This is a genomic window from Paenibacillus hamazuiensis (assembly GCF_023276405.1).
GTDB lineage: Bacteria > Bacillota > Bacilli > Paenibacillales > NBRC-103111 > Paenibacillus_AF > Paenibacillus_AF hamazuiensis.
This window is the reverse complement of record NZ_JALRMO010000001.1, coordinates 4,951,907-4,968,114: the sequence shown is the minus strand read 5'-3', so window position 1 is coordinate 4,968,114 and position 16,208 is coordinate 4,951,907. Positions and strand designations below refer to the sequence as shown.

Annotated in this window: 12 protein-coding genes and 1 riboswitch; of the genes, 9 read left to right on the top strand and 3 right to left on the bottom strand. The window is 54.5% G+C overall.

From position 1 onward, the window contains the following. Window positions 1-395: 395 nt before the first annotated feature. Together MYS68_RS21385 and dnaI are read left to right on the top strand one after the other, a co-directional pair. A complete protein-coding gene (locus MYS68_RS21385; RefSeq protein WP_248927793.1) occupies window positions 396-1,880 on the top strand; it encodes a replication initiation and membrane attachment family protein in 1,485 nt (494 codons plus the stop codon). A 62-nt stretch (window positions 1,881-1,942) separates the two neighbouring features. Continuing rightward, window positions 1,943-2,893 carry a primosomal protein DnaI gene (dnaI, locus tag MYS68_RS21380; protein WP_248927792.1) on the top strand — a complete coding sequence of 317 codons (951 nt, stop codon included), beginning with the start codon at window positions 1,943-1,945 and terminating at the stop codon, window positions 2,891-2,893. A 773-nt stretch (window positions 2,894-3,666) separates the two neighbouring features. Here the strand turns inward: dnaI and MYS68_RS21375 are convergent. Continuing rightward, a complete protein-coding gene (locus MYS68_RS21375; RefSeq protein ID WP_248927791.1) occupies window positions 3,667-3,810 on the bottom strand; it encodes a YqzM family protein in 144 nt (47 codons plus the stop codon). A 188-nt stretch (window positions 3,811-3,998) separates the two neighbouring features. Between MYS68_RS21375 and trxA the strand changes: the two genes are divergently transcribed. Then, the gene (gene trxA / locus MYS68_RS21370) at window positions 3,999-4,316 is read left to right on the top strand and encodes a thioredoxin (RefSeq protein ID WP_248927790.1); all 318 of its coding nucleotides are present in this window, start codon (window positions 3,999-4,001) and stop codon (window positions 4,314-4,316) included. Between the two features lie 201 nt (window positions 4,317-4,517). Further along, window positions 4,518-6,398, top strand: coding sequence for an excinuclease ABC subunit UvrC (gene uvrC, locus MYS68_RS21365; protein ID WP_275983501.1), 1,881 nt, complete (start codon window positions 4,518-4,520; stop codon window positions 6,396-6,398). Between the two features lie 233 nt (window positions 6,399-6,631). On the opposite strand, the gene MYS68_RS21360 is transcribed toward uvrC, so the two are convergent. Next, window positions 6,632-8,236, bottom strand: coding sequence for a CPBP family intramembrane glutamic endopeptidase (locus MYS68_RS21360; RefSeq protein ID WP_248927789.1), 1,605 nt, complete (start codon window positions 8,234-8,236; stop codon window positions 6,632-6,634). A 221-nt stretch (window positions 8,237-8,457) separates the two neighbouring features. Then, window positions 8,458-8,604, top strand: a riboswitch (cyclic di-AMP (ydaO/yuaA leader). 71 nt (window positions 8,605-8,675) lie between these two features. Here MYS68_RS21360 and MYS68_RS21355 point away from each other — a divergent pair. From MYS68_RS21355 to MYS68_RS21345, 3 genes are read left to right on the top strand one after another with little or no spacing between them, the layout of a single operon-like run. Continuing rightward, window positions 8,676-10,043 (top strand): TrkH family potassium uptake protein, encoded by a 1,368-nt coding sequence (locus tag MYS68_RS21355; RefSeq protein ID WP_420852145.1) that lies wholly within the window; start codon window positions 8,676-8,678, stop codon window positions 10,041-10,043. Between the two features lie 42 nt (window positions 10,044-10,085). After that, window positions 10,086-10,751 carry a potassium channel family protein gene (locus tag MYS68_RS21350; protein WP_248927787.1) on the top strand — a complete coding sequence of 222 codons (666 nt, stop codon included), beginning with the start codon at window positions 10,086-10,088 and terminating at the stop codon, window positions 10,749-10,751. A 12-nt stretch (window positions 10,752-10,763) separates the two neighbouring features. Continuing rightward, window positions 10,764-11,996: a cation:proton antiporter gene (locus MYS68_RS21345; protein ID WP_248927786.1), complete on the top strand. Its 1,233-nt coding sequence runs from the start codon at window positions 10,764-10,766 to the stop codon at window positions 11,994-11,996. A 539-nt stretch (window positions 11,997-12,535) separates the two neighbouring features. Here MYS68_RS21345 and MYS68_RS21340 read toward each other — a convergent pair. Next, window positions 12,536-13,432 carry a LysR family transcriptional regulator gene (locus MYS68_RS21340; RefSeq protein ID WP_248927785.1) on the bottom strand — a complete coding sequence of 299 codons (897 nt, stop codon included), beginning with the start codon at window positions 13,430-13,432 and terminating at the stop codon, window positions 12,536-12,538. 344 nt (window positions 13,433-13,776) lie between these two features. Here MYS68_RS21340 and MYS68_RS21335 point away from each other — a divergent pair, with 344 nt between their 5' ends. Further along, window positions 13,777-14,430: a succinate dehydrogenase cytochrome b558 subunit gene (locus MYS68_RS21335; RefSeq protein ID WP_248927784.1), complete on the top strand. Its 654-nt coding sequence runs from the start codon at window positions 13,777-13,779 to the stop codon at window positions 14,428-14,430. Window positions 14,431-14,447: 17 nt separating this feature from the next. Then, entirely contained in the window at window positions 14,448-16,208 is a 1,761-nt protein-coding gene (gene sdhA, locus MYS68_RS21330) for a succinate dehydrogenase flavoprotein subunit (RefSeq protein ID WP_248927783.1), read from the top strand.

Genomic DNA, 16,208 nt, shown 5'->3' with positions numbered 1-16,208 from the left:
CATGGCACCGGAAGTAAAGCGAGTCAGACATAGGTTTGCGCAGCAAACCATGGCTGACAAACGCGGGCCAGGCGCACGCACCATCTCGCCCATCCTCGCGCCGATAGTACAGCGTGTCAGGGCATAGGCTATTTACCCGAAGGTAAAGAGCCGTGCCCTGACAAACGCGAACTAGCAGCGAGCACTTCCTCAAACCGGGCGGGTCCAGGGCGCCCGAGCGCCTGGGGTCCCCCCAAGCGGGGGGATTTAGGGGGGCGCAACGGAGGAGCAGCCTGGGGTCCCCCTTGCAGGGGGATTTAGGGGGTGGGAATTGAAATTATTTTCATCGCCAACCGTGTCGATTTATGTGGTAAAATGAAAAACAGAACTATTGTTTGGGATGGAGTAATGTACATATGCGCATGACCAACATGCTTCACTTTACCGAACACCACCGGTTTGTAGCGGTACGGGACTTCAGCCTCGGCAGTTTGGATCAAAAGGTGCTGAGCGGTCTGTATCAGCCGATGGTGGGCGCTTTTGCGATCGGTCTTTATTATACGCTGTATCATCAGCTTCCGGCAGATAAGGCGGGCAGCTCCGCTCTCGACCATCAGCGGAAGCTGTTTCTCGCTTTGGACCTCGAGCCGGGGGAGCGGGGACGCAAGTTTTTCATCGAGATGACGTCCAAGCTGGAGGCGATCGGCCTGCTGCAGACGTTCCGCAAGTTCGTAGCGGAGCTGGACGACTACGTTTACGAATATGTGCTTTATGCGCCGCTTTCGCCGGAAGAATTTTTCAAAAACCAGCATTTGACGCTGCTGCTGCGGGATAAAGTCGGCAAACACGCGGTGCTTGCCCTTAAGGACGAGCTGGTGCAGAAGCCGGAGGAGCGGCTTCAGGAGGCACAGAGCGAAAATTTGTCGGTGCCGTTTTATGAGCTGTTCCGCTTAAATACGCAGGTGATCGATCTGGAGCTGGAGCAGGCTTTGTACGAAACGGCGGCAAGCCGCAGTGCGGCGGAGCAAAGTCCCGGAGTGATCGCCAAAGGCTTTACGTATGCGGATATTATCATGCGGTTTCCGAAGGGCTCGCAAAATCGGGCTTATGTCGAGAAGCTGAAGTTCGATCAGGAGCAGCTGGCGAAAATTAATTTTGTCGCGAAAAAGTTCGCGCTCACTTTGGGGGAAACGTGCCGGCTGCTGGACGAGGACGGCGCTTTCGACGAGCAGGGGGCGGTGAACGATGACTTTTTGCAGCAGCGGGCGCATTTGGCTTACCGTCAGGACAAGAAGCGCGGCGAAGACCGCGAACGCATGCTGGCGCGGATGGACTCCGAGGAGCAGCCGCCGAAAACGGCCAAGGCGGTCGAGATGGAATATTACCTGGAGGTCCCGGATATTTTTCAAGGGGAATGCAACCAGCATCAGTATAACTACATTTTGCGAAACGAGCCGTACACCTATTTGCTGGAAAAAATATTTTCCAAAGGCACGGTGCCGGACGGGCTGATCGATATTTTCACGAAAATCGATTTCAATTACGGCTTGAGCGAAGAAGTCATCAACGTCATGATTCATTTTATATACGTGAACAAGCGCTCGTGGGCGAAGTCATCGATCGAAAGCACCGCGGCGGATATGCTCGGCAAGCAGGTGCAGACGTTCGAGCAGGCAGTGCAGTATGTGAGGGACGCGGTGAGGTACAAGGAAAAGCAGCGAAGCGGAGGCAGGGCCGGCAGCGGGACGGCTTCCGTTTCGGGCGGAAAAGGCAGAGTCAATCAGAAGCCGGTCATTCCGATCGTGCAAAACCGCGGCGAAGTCCGCGAGCTGACGGCGGAGGAGCGGGAGCAAATGCAGCGGATCATCAGCAAGCTCGGCGGCTCGCTTAAGCTGCATTGAGATGATGGGGGCAGCGCTCCACGAAATGTCCGTCACCCGATATTCAGGAGGTGTGTGAATGCATGGAATCGCTAGCGGATGTGCTCCGTACGATGCCGGATTCCCGGTTTATCAAACGAGCCGAAGATAAAATAAAGCAGGTGCTGGCCGAGCCGCAGGTTCGCAAGCTGCTGGAGAAGCATCCGGATTTGGACGATTTTACGCTGCGGGTGAGCATCAACAAGCTGTACCAGTATGCGATCGATCATAACAACTGCTCGAACTGCCCGGGACTGGCGCAGTGCCCGAACGATTTTACCGGCCATTATACGATGATAGCCATAGAAGAAGCGGGCGGGCAAAAAAACGTGATCGACTACAAAGTTTCCTGCAAAAAATTTCTCGCCCAACAGGCACAGGATGCGGTGCGAGGGCGGATTCGCAGCTTTTACGTGGATGACCGGGCGCTGAAGCAAGGATATTCAATTCAGGAAATCTTTGCGAACGACCCTCAGCGAGTGCAGGCGGTGCTGCGCATCGGTCAATATATAACCCAGTGCCAGGAAGAAGGGCTGCAGACGCGCGGGCTTTATCTTACCGGCACCTTCGGAACGGGAAAAACGTTTCTCATGTGTTATATGCTTCACGAGCTCGCGAAAACCGGGTTGACCGGAGCGATCGTGTACATGCCGGATTTTGCCGAGGACTTGAAAGCGATGTTCCAGGATCCGCAAAAGTTGAAGGATACGATCGATACGCTGAAGGATACGGATCTGCTCGTGTTCGACGACATCGGTGCGGAAAACCTCAATCCTTGGCTGCGCGATCATGTGATGGGAACGATCCTCAATTACCGGATGAACCGAAAGCCTACCTTTTTCACCTCCAACTACAGCCTGGACGACCTGCAAAAGCATTTCAGCTTCACGAACGGCGACGGGGAACAGGAATTCAAAGGCCAGCGCATTATGGACCGCATTCGGCCTTTTGTCGATGTCGTCGAGGTACACGGATATAACAAGCGGGGGACTTAAAGTTCCTGACGATGCCATTTTCCGACTGCGGAAGATGGCTTTTTTTTACTTTGTCACCATAGGAAGTAAAACGTGTCCGCCATAGGTTTTGCGCTAGCAAAACCATGGCCGACAAACGCGGGCTAGAGGCACGCAAGAACTCCCAGCGTCTCCGCACCTAAAGTACAGCGTGTCCGTCATAGGATTTTTGGCTAGCTGCAATAAATCCTATGCCGGGCAAACGCGAACCTAGAAGCGAGCCCCCCCCCCCTCAAACCAGGCAGGTCCGGGGCGCCCGAGCGCAATGCTGTCAGGTTAAGCGGGACCATAGCGGAACTATGATTCGCTAAATCAGTCCATTTCGGATATTTAGGAAAATTAGCGGAACTCAGGTGATCTATTTGCCTGTTCGCCCGCTACAAATGCCATTTTCCGCCGATTTAGCGCATCTCAGTTCCTCTATTTTTCCAAAGGTGTCCGTTTCCCCCAAAATAACGAACGTGAGTTCCGCTATTATAAAAAGCCGCTTTTCTAGCAGCCCGGTCTGTCAGATTCGGCCCGCGATCCATGCGAACGAGTTAACCTGACGGCACTAGGCCCGAACGCCTGGGGCCACCTTGCAGGGGGATTTGATGGGAAAGTAGACGATGGCGCCCATTTTCATTCCTCATTGTGACACTCGGTCATCTTGTTTAGGGGGGAGTCTTACCTGGGGAGCCGCTCCCCGCACACAATAAAAAAGCCTGCCCCGGCGCATAAGCTCAGGACAGACCTTTTGGCAGTAGGTATGAAGTTTACTTGTACATCGAGGCAATCGTCGCGATGATGGCGATTACCAGGAGCACGGCGAAAAACACGGCGAATCCGTTAAACGTATCCTGAAAATCGTTGCGCGGCTCTTCGTTGATATGAAGCTCCGGATGGTTCTGTTCGTTCATCGTGTGACCCCTTTCCAAACGTTCGTAACGTTAGTATACCCAACTTTCTTAAAGCTTGTAAAGCAGGGGAAAGTGACAATAATAAGAACGTTGAGTGAACGGCGGAGGTTTGTGGTATACTTTACATGTTGACGGCTCGCGATGTATTATATTATAGGCACTATAGAAAATGAAGGGAGATATCCATCATGGCTATTGTAAATGTTTCGGACCAAACTTTCTCGAACGAAGTGGAAGGTTCCGGTACCGTTTTGGTTGATTTTTGGGCGCCTTGGTGCGGACCTTGCAAAATGATCGCTCCGGTTTTGGAAGAGCTGGACGGTGAATTCGGAGGTTCCGTAAAAATCGCGAAGGTGAATGTGGACGACAATCCGGAGTCCGCATCCCGTTTCGGCGTGATGAGCATCCCGACACTGATCATATTTAAAGACGGTCAACCGGTCGATAAAGTGGTTGGCTTTCAATCCAAGGACGCTCTCAAAAACGTAATCACCCGCCACCAGTAATTTTTTAAAAATTGGCAGTCCATTGCGGGCGTATTTCGCCCGCGAATAGATGAGAAAAAGCTCTTTTTCTGCTATGCTGAAAAAGAGCTTTTTTAACGTTATTAACGGGAGCTCCCCCAAAAATACCAGAAATAGGCTTCAGAGGTTCGCTTCACTTTTGGGGGATTGTTCACGTGGAAATTGTTCAGCGGGGGAATCGTTATGGCGGAGAACCGAAACCGGGAACAAGTGAAGGAAGCGATCCGGCGCAAGCTGGCGCTGCTTCCCGATTCGTCCGGTTGCTATTTGATGAAAAACGAGGAAGGTACGATCATCTACGTCGGCAAGGCGAAGGTGCTGAAAAACCGCGTCCGCTCGTATTTTTCGGGCAGCCATGATGCGAAAACGCAGCGCCTTGTCGCGGATATCGCCGACTTCGAATATATCGTGACGGCGAACAACATGGAAGCGCTCATCCTTGAGTGCAACCTGATCAAGAAGTATACGCCGCGCTATAACGTGCTGCTGAAGGACGATAAATCGTTTCCGTATATCAAAATCACGCACGAGCAGCATCCGCGGCTGGAGGTTACGCGCAGGGTCGTAAAGGACAAGGGCAAATATTTCGGCCCGTACCCGAACGCGTTCGCCGCGCAGCAGACGAAGAAGCTGCTGGACCGGCTGTACCCGCTGCGCAAATGCCGCACGCTGCCGGACAAGGTGTGCTTGTACTACCATATCGGCCAATGTGTGGCTCCTTGCGAATACGAGGTGGCGCAATCGGAATACGACCGGATGGTAACCGAGATCACGAAGTTTTTGAACGGCGGACATACGGAAATCAAGGAAGACCTGACGCGCAAAATGCACGAGGCGGCGGAGGCGCTCGAGTTCGAGCGGGCCAAGGAGCTGCGCGATCAGATCGTTCACATTGACGCGGTGATGGAGAAGCAGAAAATTACGACCACCGACGCGCAGGACCGCGACGTATTCGGTTATGCCACGGACAAGGGCTGGATGTGCGTGCAAATTTTGTACATGCGCCAGGGCAAAATGATCGAACGCCACGCTTCGCTGTTCCCGTATTACGGCGAGGAATACGAGGATTTCATCTCGTTTGTGACGCAGTACTACAGCGACAATCCGGCGCTGCCGAAGGAAATTTTGCTGCCCGGGCCGAGCGGCGAGGCGGAGGACGACGAGATGCGCGAATCGCTCGAATCGTGGCTGAAGGTGAAGGTGCATTTCCCACAGCGGGGCCTGAAAAAAAATATGGTCAGCATGGCCTGCGACAACTCCCGCGTATCGCTGGAGGAGAAGTTCAAGCTGATCGAACGCGACGAGGAGCGGTCGGTTCGTGCCGCGGAAAACCTCGGCAACTGGCTCGGCATCGGCGCGCTGCACCGGATCGAGGCGTTCGACAACTCGAACATTCAGGGGAGCGATCCGGTGTCGGCCATGGTCGTATTCGTCGACGGCAAGCCGGACAAAAAGGAGTACCGCAAGTTTAAAATACGCACCGTGCAAGGTCCGGACGATTATGAAACGATGCGGGAAGTCATCCGGCGCAGGTATGAGCGCGTCTTGAAGGAAAATCTGGAGCTGCCCGACATGGTTGTCGTGGACGGCGGCAAGGGGCAAATCTCCGCGGCGGTGGACGTGCTCGAAAACGAGCTCGGTTTGTACATCCCGGTATGCGGCCTGGTCAAGGATGCGAAGCATAAGACGGCGCAGCTGATGAGCGGAGATCCGCCGGAGGTCGTGCCTTTGCCGCGCGACAGCCAGGAGTTTTATCTGCTGCAGCGCATCCAGGAGGAGGTGCACCGGTTTGCGATCACCTTCCACCGCGAGACGCGGGCGAAGTCGATGGTCGTCTCCCAGCTCGACGCGATTCCGGGTATCGGCGAGAAGCGGCGGAAGGCGCTGCTCAAGCATTTTGGCTCGGTGAAAAAAATAAAAGAGGCCGAAGTCCATGACTTCAAGCCTCTGGGAATCGGCCCCAAGCTGGCCGCTCAGATCATCCAAGCGCTTCGCGGGGATCAGGAGGCTGCGGCCGCGGTGGATACAGCGGACCATGAGGAGAGCCAGGCCGCCCCGGAGTGAGGAAGCTTACCACTAGGACTTGGTTCGCGGGGGGATCAGATTAGGGGCTCCCCCAAAAGTAACCGGAATAAGCTGCGGAGGTTGACGTCACTTTTGGGGGATCAGATTAGGGGCTCCCCCAAAAGTAACCGGAATAAGCTGCGGAGGTTGACGTCACTTTTGGGGGATCAGATTAGGGGCTCCCCCAAAAGTAACCGGAATAAGCTGCGGAGGTTGACGTTACTTTTGGGGGATCAGATTAGGGCCCCCTTTAAAACTTTGCTGCGGTGATACCATGCGATGAGATAGGCGACGATGCCCGGCACGAATATATAAAACAAGCCAGTGGCAATGTCCGCCGCGGTGCCGGTGTCGATCAAGCTCAGGCCCATGAGGATGCTGTCCATCGACGCATGGGCAAAAACGACGGTGATGAAGCCGAACCGCAGGAAAGCGTAGCCGAAGATGAGGCCGATGATCGTCACCTCGACAAACCGCGTGTATACCGGGTAAATCGGGTACTGCGTATGGCTGAGCGCCCAGATCATGCTCGGAATAAGTACCGCCAGGAAGCGGTTTTTGACGATGCGCTGGAACATGGCGATGCCGAATAACCGGTAGGTCGCTTCCTCGGAAATCGCCGCAGCCCACGCCATCAACGGGAACAACCCGGGCGCGAGCATATTGTAGACGGAATCGCTCGGATCGTTGACCGCCCAAACATGGAATTTTTTCTCCGCGATAAAAAACAGCATTTGCTGCACGCCCAGGATGAAAAGGCACAGCAGGTAGCCGCGCCCCATACCGCCCAGCACTTCCCGGCCGAAGGACGGCTCCGTCCAGTGAAGCCACGCGTTCCAGCCGCGGCTTTGCCACATTTCCCGCCCGGCGAGCAAGGAGACATACAAGGCGGCGGCCATCAGAAACACGATAAAATTCATGAAAAAGAGCGAGGTAACCGCCTCCCATCCGTCCAGACGGTCGCCGTATCCCGTTTTGAACGCTGGATACATATTGATGTTGTTGGTAATATAAACGGTGCTGAAAATAACGGTCAGCAGCAGGCCATGGTGAAACGTAATATATTTGCGGTACTTGACGACGGCGTATACCGCAAATAATACCATAAGCAGCGTAAAAGTGAGACTGATCCGGGTCATCAGCGAGGCGGATTCGTCCTGCTCGTCCTGCCATGTCTCGTAAGACTCCGGAACGCTGAACTGCGGAGCCAGCCGGACGACCTCCCTGTTTTGAACGGCCACGTGAACCTGCAACTTCGATTCGCCGATCGTTTTCGTTCCGCTTTCGAATATGTACGAGCCGTCCTCCGGAGATTGCTTCAAATACCGCAGATCGTTCAGGTCGTATCCGTGTTTGGCCAGTGCCTGCTCGGCCAGCTTTTTCCGGTCAGCGGTATCAACGTCCGCTCGTTTGGCGGCTTTCGGAATGTCCTTGCTCCACGCGGTCACATGGCCGTTCGTAAAGTTTACCTCGACGTAATATCGCTCCCCGCTGCCCGGCACATAGGCCTCCACCTCGAAAAAATCAAGCGGAAATTCGGCGATCCATTTTTTCTCGTAATCATCGTATAAATCCGCTTTTTGCAAATACCCGCTGAACGTTTTGCGGGACTGATAGGCGACGAACGTTTCCGGTTTCCCCGAAATTCCATACTCGGACTTTAAAAAGGCGGCTGCGGCATCGGCCGCTTCCCGCTTGCTGATGGAAGGAACATCCGCCGCCTGACGCTCCGTTTCCGTGGTTTCTCCGCTCTGCGAAAGGAGAGCGACCGCCGTATACAGCAGGATGCCGGCAAGCGCCAGCATAAGCAGCCGACGGTTGAATAAAAGGGTAGCCATGAATTACTCCTTCGAAAAAATAGTCGATTTTTGCGTTTCGGCTTCTTGTCAGATTATCTCATTTTTAAACAGATAATAAAAGCATGCGGAGGCAAATCGCCGAAAAGCAAAGCGAGCCCCTTCCCGGTCTTCTCTAAAATATGCATTTGATCGGAATATCAAACCAAATGAATGAAAAATGACTTTGAGCTTTCACAATAAAGCGCATATAATTCATATCAATTGAATAAAAGCCGAATTTCTTTTGGAAAACGGGGGAACCATGAGTAATGGGGTGAATTTGGCAAGAAGCGGAATCGCTTGACGCCGATAGGGTGCCTGAAACCCGAACCCGACAGCTAACCTCGTAGGCTTTTTTATCAGGAACCAACCATAAGCGGGCATTGGATTTCCAGTGTCTTTTTTGTTTGCCCAAAAAAAGCCCGCTTGGCAAAAAAGGATGATGAACTCAGTCGTGGAGAGAACGAGAAAAAAGCTGGAGCTGACTCCGCCGCAAATTTTGGTGATCGGCTTTGCCGTCATCATTTTCGCGGGGGCCTTGCTCCTGACTACGCCGATCGCCACCGCGTCCGGGCAGCCGATGCCGTTTTTGGACGCGCTGTTTACGGCGACCTCGGCCACCTGCGTGACGGGGCTGGTTGTAGTCGACACAGGCACGTATTTTACCAAGTTCGGGCAAATCGTCATCATGCTGCTTATTCAAGTGGGCGGCCTCGGGTTCATGACGATGTCCACCTTGGTCGCATTTATGCTGAAGAAGCGGATCTCTTTAAAGGAGAGGCTCGTCCTGCAGGAAGCGATGAACCAGGGTAGCATGGAAGGGATCGTTCGGCTGATCCGTAAAGTGATTTTCTACTCGCTTACGATCGAGTTCATTGCCGCGGTCATCTTCTCGATCCGCTGGTCGATGGATCTGAGTCCCGGGACGGCGATTTATTTCGGGATTTTTCACGCCGTATCGATGTTCAACAACGCCGGCTTCGACCTGTTCGGTTCGATTACCGGGCCGTTCAGCAGCCTGACGTCGTTTGTCGACGATCCGGTGGTGAACATCGTCGCAATGGGGCTGATCATTCTCGGCGGTCTCGGGTTTATTGTCATATCCGACCTGCTCGAGTTCCGCAAGCACCGCAAGCTGTCGCTGCATTCCAAGGTGGTGCTCAGCATGACCGGGGCGCTTATCGTGATCGGGGCGGTGGTCATCTTCATCTTCGAGTTCACCAACCCGAAGACGCTTGCGCCGCTCGGCTGGTCCGGCAAAATATGGGGAGCGCTGTTCCAGTCGGTTGCGCCCCGTACGGCAGGGCCGAACACGCTGGATATCGCGGGCATGAGGCAGGCTTCGCAATTTTTCATCATCATCCTGATGTTTATCGGAGCTTCTCCGGGTTCGACGGGCGGCGGTATTAAAACGACGACGTTCACGACGCTGATCGGCGCCATGATCGCGATGATCCGCGGCAAGGAAGATATCGTGCTGTTTCGTTACCGGCTCGGAAAGGATCGCATTTTAAAAGCGATCACGATGACGATGATTGCCTTGTTTCTCGTTATATTCGTGTCGATGGTGCTGTCCACGACGGAGCCTCGCAGCTTCCTGATGATTTTGTTCGAGGTGACCTCCGCGTTCGGCACGGTCGGGCTGACGATGGGGCTTACGCCGGATTTGTCGATGGTCGGCAAAATTTTGATCGCGCTGATGATGTTTATCGGAAGGCTCGGACCGCTCACGCTCGCCTACGCGCTGGGGCCGAAAGTGGAAAAAGAGCTTTACAGATACCCGGAAGGGAAAATTACGATTGGCTAGAAAAACGTTTCGGATGAACCGGAAAAAGGGAGATTGTGGGAGATGAAAGGTAGTCAATATGTGGTCATCGGGTTGGGCCGTTTCGGCTCGAGTCTTGCAAAGGAGCTCGTTCAGCTCGGTTATGAGGTGCTAGGCATCGATCAGGACGAGGAAGCGGTCGAAGAAATGAGCGACGTGCTCACGCACGCGGTCGTCGCCGATGCGACGGACGAAGAGGTGCTTCGCTCGCTCGGCATCCGCAATTTCGACTGCGCGGTCGTCGCGATCGGAGACGATATTCAGGCCAGCATTCTTGCGGCGATTTTGCTCAAGGACATCGGGGTCAAAACGGTCGTCGCCAAGGCGCTCTCCGAGCTGCACGGCAAGGTGCTGGAGAAAATCGGGGTCGACCGGGTCATCTTCCCGGAACGGGACATGGGGATCCGCGTCGCGCACCAGCTCGTTTCGCCCAACCTGCTCGATTACATCGAGCTGTCCAAGGACTACACGATCGCGGAGCTGTCCGTACCGAAGAAGCTGTCCGGCTGCACGCTCAAACAGCTTGACCCGCGGGCCAAATACGGCTGCAGCGTCGTTGCGATCAATAAGAAGCACGGCGTCATCATCGCCCCTACGGCGACGGATACCGTTGAAGAACGCGACGTGATGGTCGTCATTGGAACGAACGATCAGATCGAAGAATTCGAAAGCCAGGTCATCCGCAGGTAACGGAGGTTTTTCATGCAAAACAACATAACGGAAATGATTCACCATGTCATTTTTTTGCTGATTTTGATTTTCGCGCTCGGCATGGTGTTCGGAAAAGCGGCGAACTGGCTGAAACTGCCGGATGTCGCTCTTTTTTTGGTTGCGGGCATCATAGCGGGACAAGCTTTGCATCTGGTAACGGAGACGAGCAGCTCGTTTACGAACCAGTTTATTTTGACGATCGGCTCGGCGCTCATCCTGTTCGACGGAGGGCGCAACATCCGGTTATCGGGGCTGAAAAAGGTATGGCTCACGGTCACCCTGCTGAGCGTTCCCGGCGTGCTCGTTACCTGCGGGGCCGTAACCGTCGTCGCGCATTATTGGCTCGGTTTGCCGTGGTTGTACGCGGCGCTGCTCGGCGCGATCATCTCGTCGACCGATCCGGCGACGCTGATTCCGGTGTTCAAGCAGGTGAAGATCCGCACGAAGGTGCGGGAGACGGTGGAGAGCGAGTCGGCGTTTAACGATGCGACCGGATCGATTTTGACGTTCACCCTGCTCGGCGTCATCGTCGGCGGGCAGCAGATCAGTCTCGCCTCCGGCATCGAGGAGTTTGCCGTCACGGCGTTCGGCGGCATCGCCGTCGGCCTTGTCGTCGGCTTTGCGCTCAGCTATATAACCGCGCACATGCATCTCGGGCTGCTGCGCGATTATGCGACGATCGCGATGGTCGTCACTGCGCTTGGAGCGTATTGGCTCGGCGATACGCTTCATGTGAGCGGCTTTATGGCGACGTTCACGGCCGGGCTCATCTGGGGCAACGCCGATGTGTTCAAGCTCGATATGGACGACAAGCTGGAGGAAATGGGCCACTTTACGGAAAACATCACCGTGCTGATGCGGATGCTTATTTTCATTTTGCTCGGCAGCCAGGTCAACTTTCAGGTCATTTTCGCTCACTTGTGGACGAGCCTGGCGGTCATTGTCGTGTTTATGCTGGTGGCGAGGCCGCTTACCGTGCTGATTTCCGCGCTGCCCGACCGCAAGGCGAAATGGACGTGGCGGGAAATCGTCTTTATGTTCTGGGTGCGCGAAACCGGAGTTATTCCTGCAGCGCTCTCCGGCATGGTCGCCGGCATGGGCATTCAGCACGCCGATATCATCGCCTCGGTGACGTTTATGGCCGTGCTGCTGACGATTTTGTTCCAGGCGAGCACGACGGCTTACGTCGCCCGCAAGCTGGCGCTGGAGGAGAAGGGGCAGTAGATGTTTATCGTTCACTATGGCACAGACCATAGTTCATAGTGAGCATAGAGGAACTGACGTTCGTTATCTTCGGGTGAATGAGCTTATCCGAAAAAATAGAGGAACCAGGATGCGCTAAATTGGGAAAATGGCGTATGGATCGGCAAAAACACGCTAATTACGCACCTGAGTTCCTTTATTTTTGGCAATCCACTCGAAATGGTCTTTAGCGCACTGTAGTTCCTTTATGAACCCGGAGAAATCCGGGTGCGGCCTGATAGCAATGGCTATCATTGAACGGCGTCCTTATTCGGCTGAATGTCCGGCCGCGAGATTGGCCCCTGGCATGTGGTGAGCACGTCACGTCATGCGATGCCAAACCACGCGTCGGGAGCCGCACGCGGTGCGAAAAAGAGCACGCGAACATACGGTGGCTCGGCATAGATATGCGAACTTAAGCGTTAAAAAGCGAGTCGGCAAACGAGTATCCGCGTATTCGGCTTCACACCATTAGCAGGTACACCACCCGGCACAGGTAAGCCTCCCCCTTTTTCGCGCAGCTAACGCGCCCTTTCTCTGAGCTCCTCCGCCTTGGCGATAAACCGCCGGACGATCGGCAGCTCTGCGGCATCTTCGGTGAACAGCAGCGAGGTCGTCCGCTTCGTATGTTCCAGCTCGGGGATGCCGCGGACAACCAGGCCGTTCTCGTCGGCCAGATCGCTGCGCAAATACGACTGCGGCAGCAGGGTGGCCGTTTTGCAAGTGGAGACGAGGCGAATGATCGCTTCGAACGAATCAATCTCCATTTTGACATCCGGATGAATGCCGTAGCGGTGAAACAATTCGTCCATCAGCACCCGGTACCACGTGCCGCGCGAAAACAAAATCATCGGCAGGTCGTGCAGGCTCGCCACGGTCAGAGCCGGTATTTCGGCAAAAGCGTGGCCGACGGGCAGCACGAGGCACAGGTGATCGTCGAACAGCGGCACGCATGTAAGGCCGGGCTGCTCGATTTTGGAGGCGACGAGCCCGATATCGACCTTCTTGTCCTTAACCATGGAGACGATTTCGTGCGTTTTGCCCGTGATCGCCTTGATGTCCGTGTTCGGGTAGTCCTTCGTGTAAATCGTAATCAAATCCGGCAGCGTCGATTGCAGCGTCGTCAGGCTCGCGCCGATCGTGATGCTGCCCTGCGTCTCGGCCGTTTTAAATTGCTCTACGGAGGCGCGCAGCTTTCGCTCCAGCTGCCGCATTTCCCGGGCAATTTCGTAGCAAATTTCCCCCGCCCGGGTAATCTCCAGCTTTTTGCCCCTGCGTGCAAACAGCTCGACGCCGAGCTCGTCCTCCAGCCGCATGATTTTGCGCGATAACGCAGGCTGGGAAATGTTAAGCAGCTGCGAGGCTTTGTTCAGGCTTTGCTGCTCGACGACGACGATGAAAACATCGATATTTTCCATAATTGTGCAAACCGCCTTTTCAGCGAGAGGGTCATATGCAAAAAACGCATAAAGTTATATAAAAAACTAGCACTTCCATTATAAGCGAGAAAGGAGTACGATGTATACGTCACGTTTTGTTCACATTTTTTGGCTGGCCCGGAATAAAAACTTGCGGAAACATGGAAAACTAGCGTTATATGCCCATTATGTCGGCGGAATGGTGTAAACGCTTTTTAGGCGTGTCCGCATTGTGTCGATTTTTGCTGAGAAATTGGTTGACGCTTGTTTTTCCGGGGAGTACAATGTTAGTTGGTTTTGAGGCCAGTGGAAAAAATGTACCAATTGAGGGGGGACCCAGATTCATGTTCCGCAATTCTTATTTTTCGCGCAAGCTTCACTCTTTGCTCGGTGTCATTCCGGTCGGCTTTTTTTTGATCGAGCATTTGCTGACCAACTACGAAGCTACCCGCGGCCATGCGGCTTTCGTCGAGCAAATCAACTGGCTTGACGCGCTTCCGCTCCGCCTTGCACTGGAAGTGTTCGGCATCTGGATTCCGCTTGCGTACCATGCGATTTACGGCCTTTACGTCGCATATACGGCGCGCAACAACGTCACGAATTACGGTTACTTCCGCAACCAGATGTTTTTTCTGCAGCGCGTAACCGGCGTCATCACGTTTATTTTCGTGGCCTGGCACTTTTTCGAAACGCGTTTCCAGTACGCAATCGGCGCCGTTGAGCATGAGGAGCTTGGAGTGCTGATGCACGGCATCGCGACGAATCCGGTGCTGTTCGTGTTTTACTGCATCGGCGTCATTTCCGCGTCGTTCCACTTCGCCAACGGCATGTGGTCATTTCTTGTCAGTTGGGGCATTACGGTCGGCCCTCGCGCGCAGCGTATTTCCACCTACGTATGGATGGGCGTGTTCGTGATCATGGCGGTAATGTTCATTATGTCTTTGACGGCGTTCCTGGATCCGCAGTTCCAGCAATTGCCGAAGATGGTTAAAGGTTAAGGGGGACGGAATACACGATGGCTAACACTAAAATTATCGTAGTAGGCGGAGGCTTGGCAGGTCTTATGGCCACGATTAAAGCCGCCGAAGCCGGAGTTCACGTCGACCTGTTTTCCTTGGTTCCGGTAAAAAGATCCCACTCCGTTTGCGCGCAGGGCGGCATCAACGGAGCGGTAAATACGAAAGGCGAAGGTGACTCCACGTGGGAGCACTTCGACGATACGGTATACGGCGGGGACTTCCTCGCGAACCAGCCGCCGGTTAAGGCGCTGTGCGACGCGGCTCCCGGCATCATTCACCTGATGGACCGGATGGGCGTTATGTTCAACCGGACGCCGGAAGGTCTTCTCGATTTCCGCCGCTTCGGCGGAACGAAACATCACCGCACCGCATTTGCGGGCGCGACGACGGGCCAGCAGCTGCTGTACGCGCTTGACGAGCAGGTGCGCCGCTGGGAAGTGGCCGGCCTCGTCAAGAAATACGAGCATTACGAGTTCCTTGGTGCGGTTATCGACGATGAGCAGGTGTGCCGCGGCATTTCCGCACAGGACCTGCGCAGCATGGAAATTCATACGTTCCGCGCCGATGCGGTTATTTTGGCGACAGGCGGTCCCGGCATTATTTTCGGACGCACGACCAACTCGGTCATCAATACGGGAACGGCGGCCAGCGCGGTTTACCAGCAAGGCGTTTATTACGCAAACGGCGAGATGATCCAAATTCACCCGACGGCGATTCCGGGCGACGACAAGCTGCGGCTTATGTCCGAATCGGCACGCGGCGAAGGCGGACGCATCTGGACATACAAAGACGGCAAGCCTTGGTATTTCCTTGAAGAAAAATATCCGGCTTACGGAAACCTCGTTCCCCGCGATATCGCGACGCGCGAAATTTTCGACGTGTGCGTGAATCAGAAGCTTGGCATCAACGGCGAGAACATGGTGTACCTCGATCTTTCCCATAAGGATCCTAAGGAGCTGGATGTCAAGCTCGGCGGAATTATGGAAATTTACGAGAAATTCATGGGTGACGACCCGCGGAAAATTCCGATGAAAATTTTCCCGGCCGTTCACTATTCGATGGGCGGCATGTGGGTCGATTACGGCATGATGACGAACATTCCGGGCCTCTTCGCAGCGGGCGAGTGCAACTACCAGCACCATGGCGCGAACCGTCTCGGCGCGAACTCGCTCGTATCCGCGATTTTCGACGGCATGGTGTCCGGCCCGAAAGCGGTCGAGTATATCAAAGGCTTGAAGAAGCACAGCGAAGACGTATCCTCCACTCTGTATGACAGCGAGAAGAAACGTCACACCGAAAAATACGAAAGCCTGCTGAAAATGGACGGCAACGAAAACGCGTACGTGCTGCATAAAGAGCTCGGCGAGTGGATGACCAACAACATGACCGTCGTGCGTTACAATAAGAAGCTTCAAGAAACGCTGGACAAGATTAACGAACTGAAGGCGCGTTACAAAAAAATCAGCATGACCGACACGGCGCGCTGGAACAACCAGGGCGTAGCGTTCACCCGCCAGCTGTGGAATATGCTGGAGCTGGCGCAAACGATGACGACCGGAGCCCTGCTGCGCAACGAAAGCCGCGGAGCGCACTACAAGCCGGAATTCCCTGAGCGTGACGACGAAAACTTCATGAAGACGACGAAGGCGTCCTGGACGCCGGACGGTCCGAAGATCGAATGGGAAGATGTCGACGTGTCACTGATCCCGCCGCGTAAACGCGACTACTCCACAGATAAAAAGGGAGGAGGACATTGA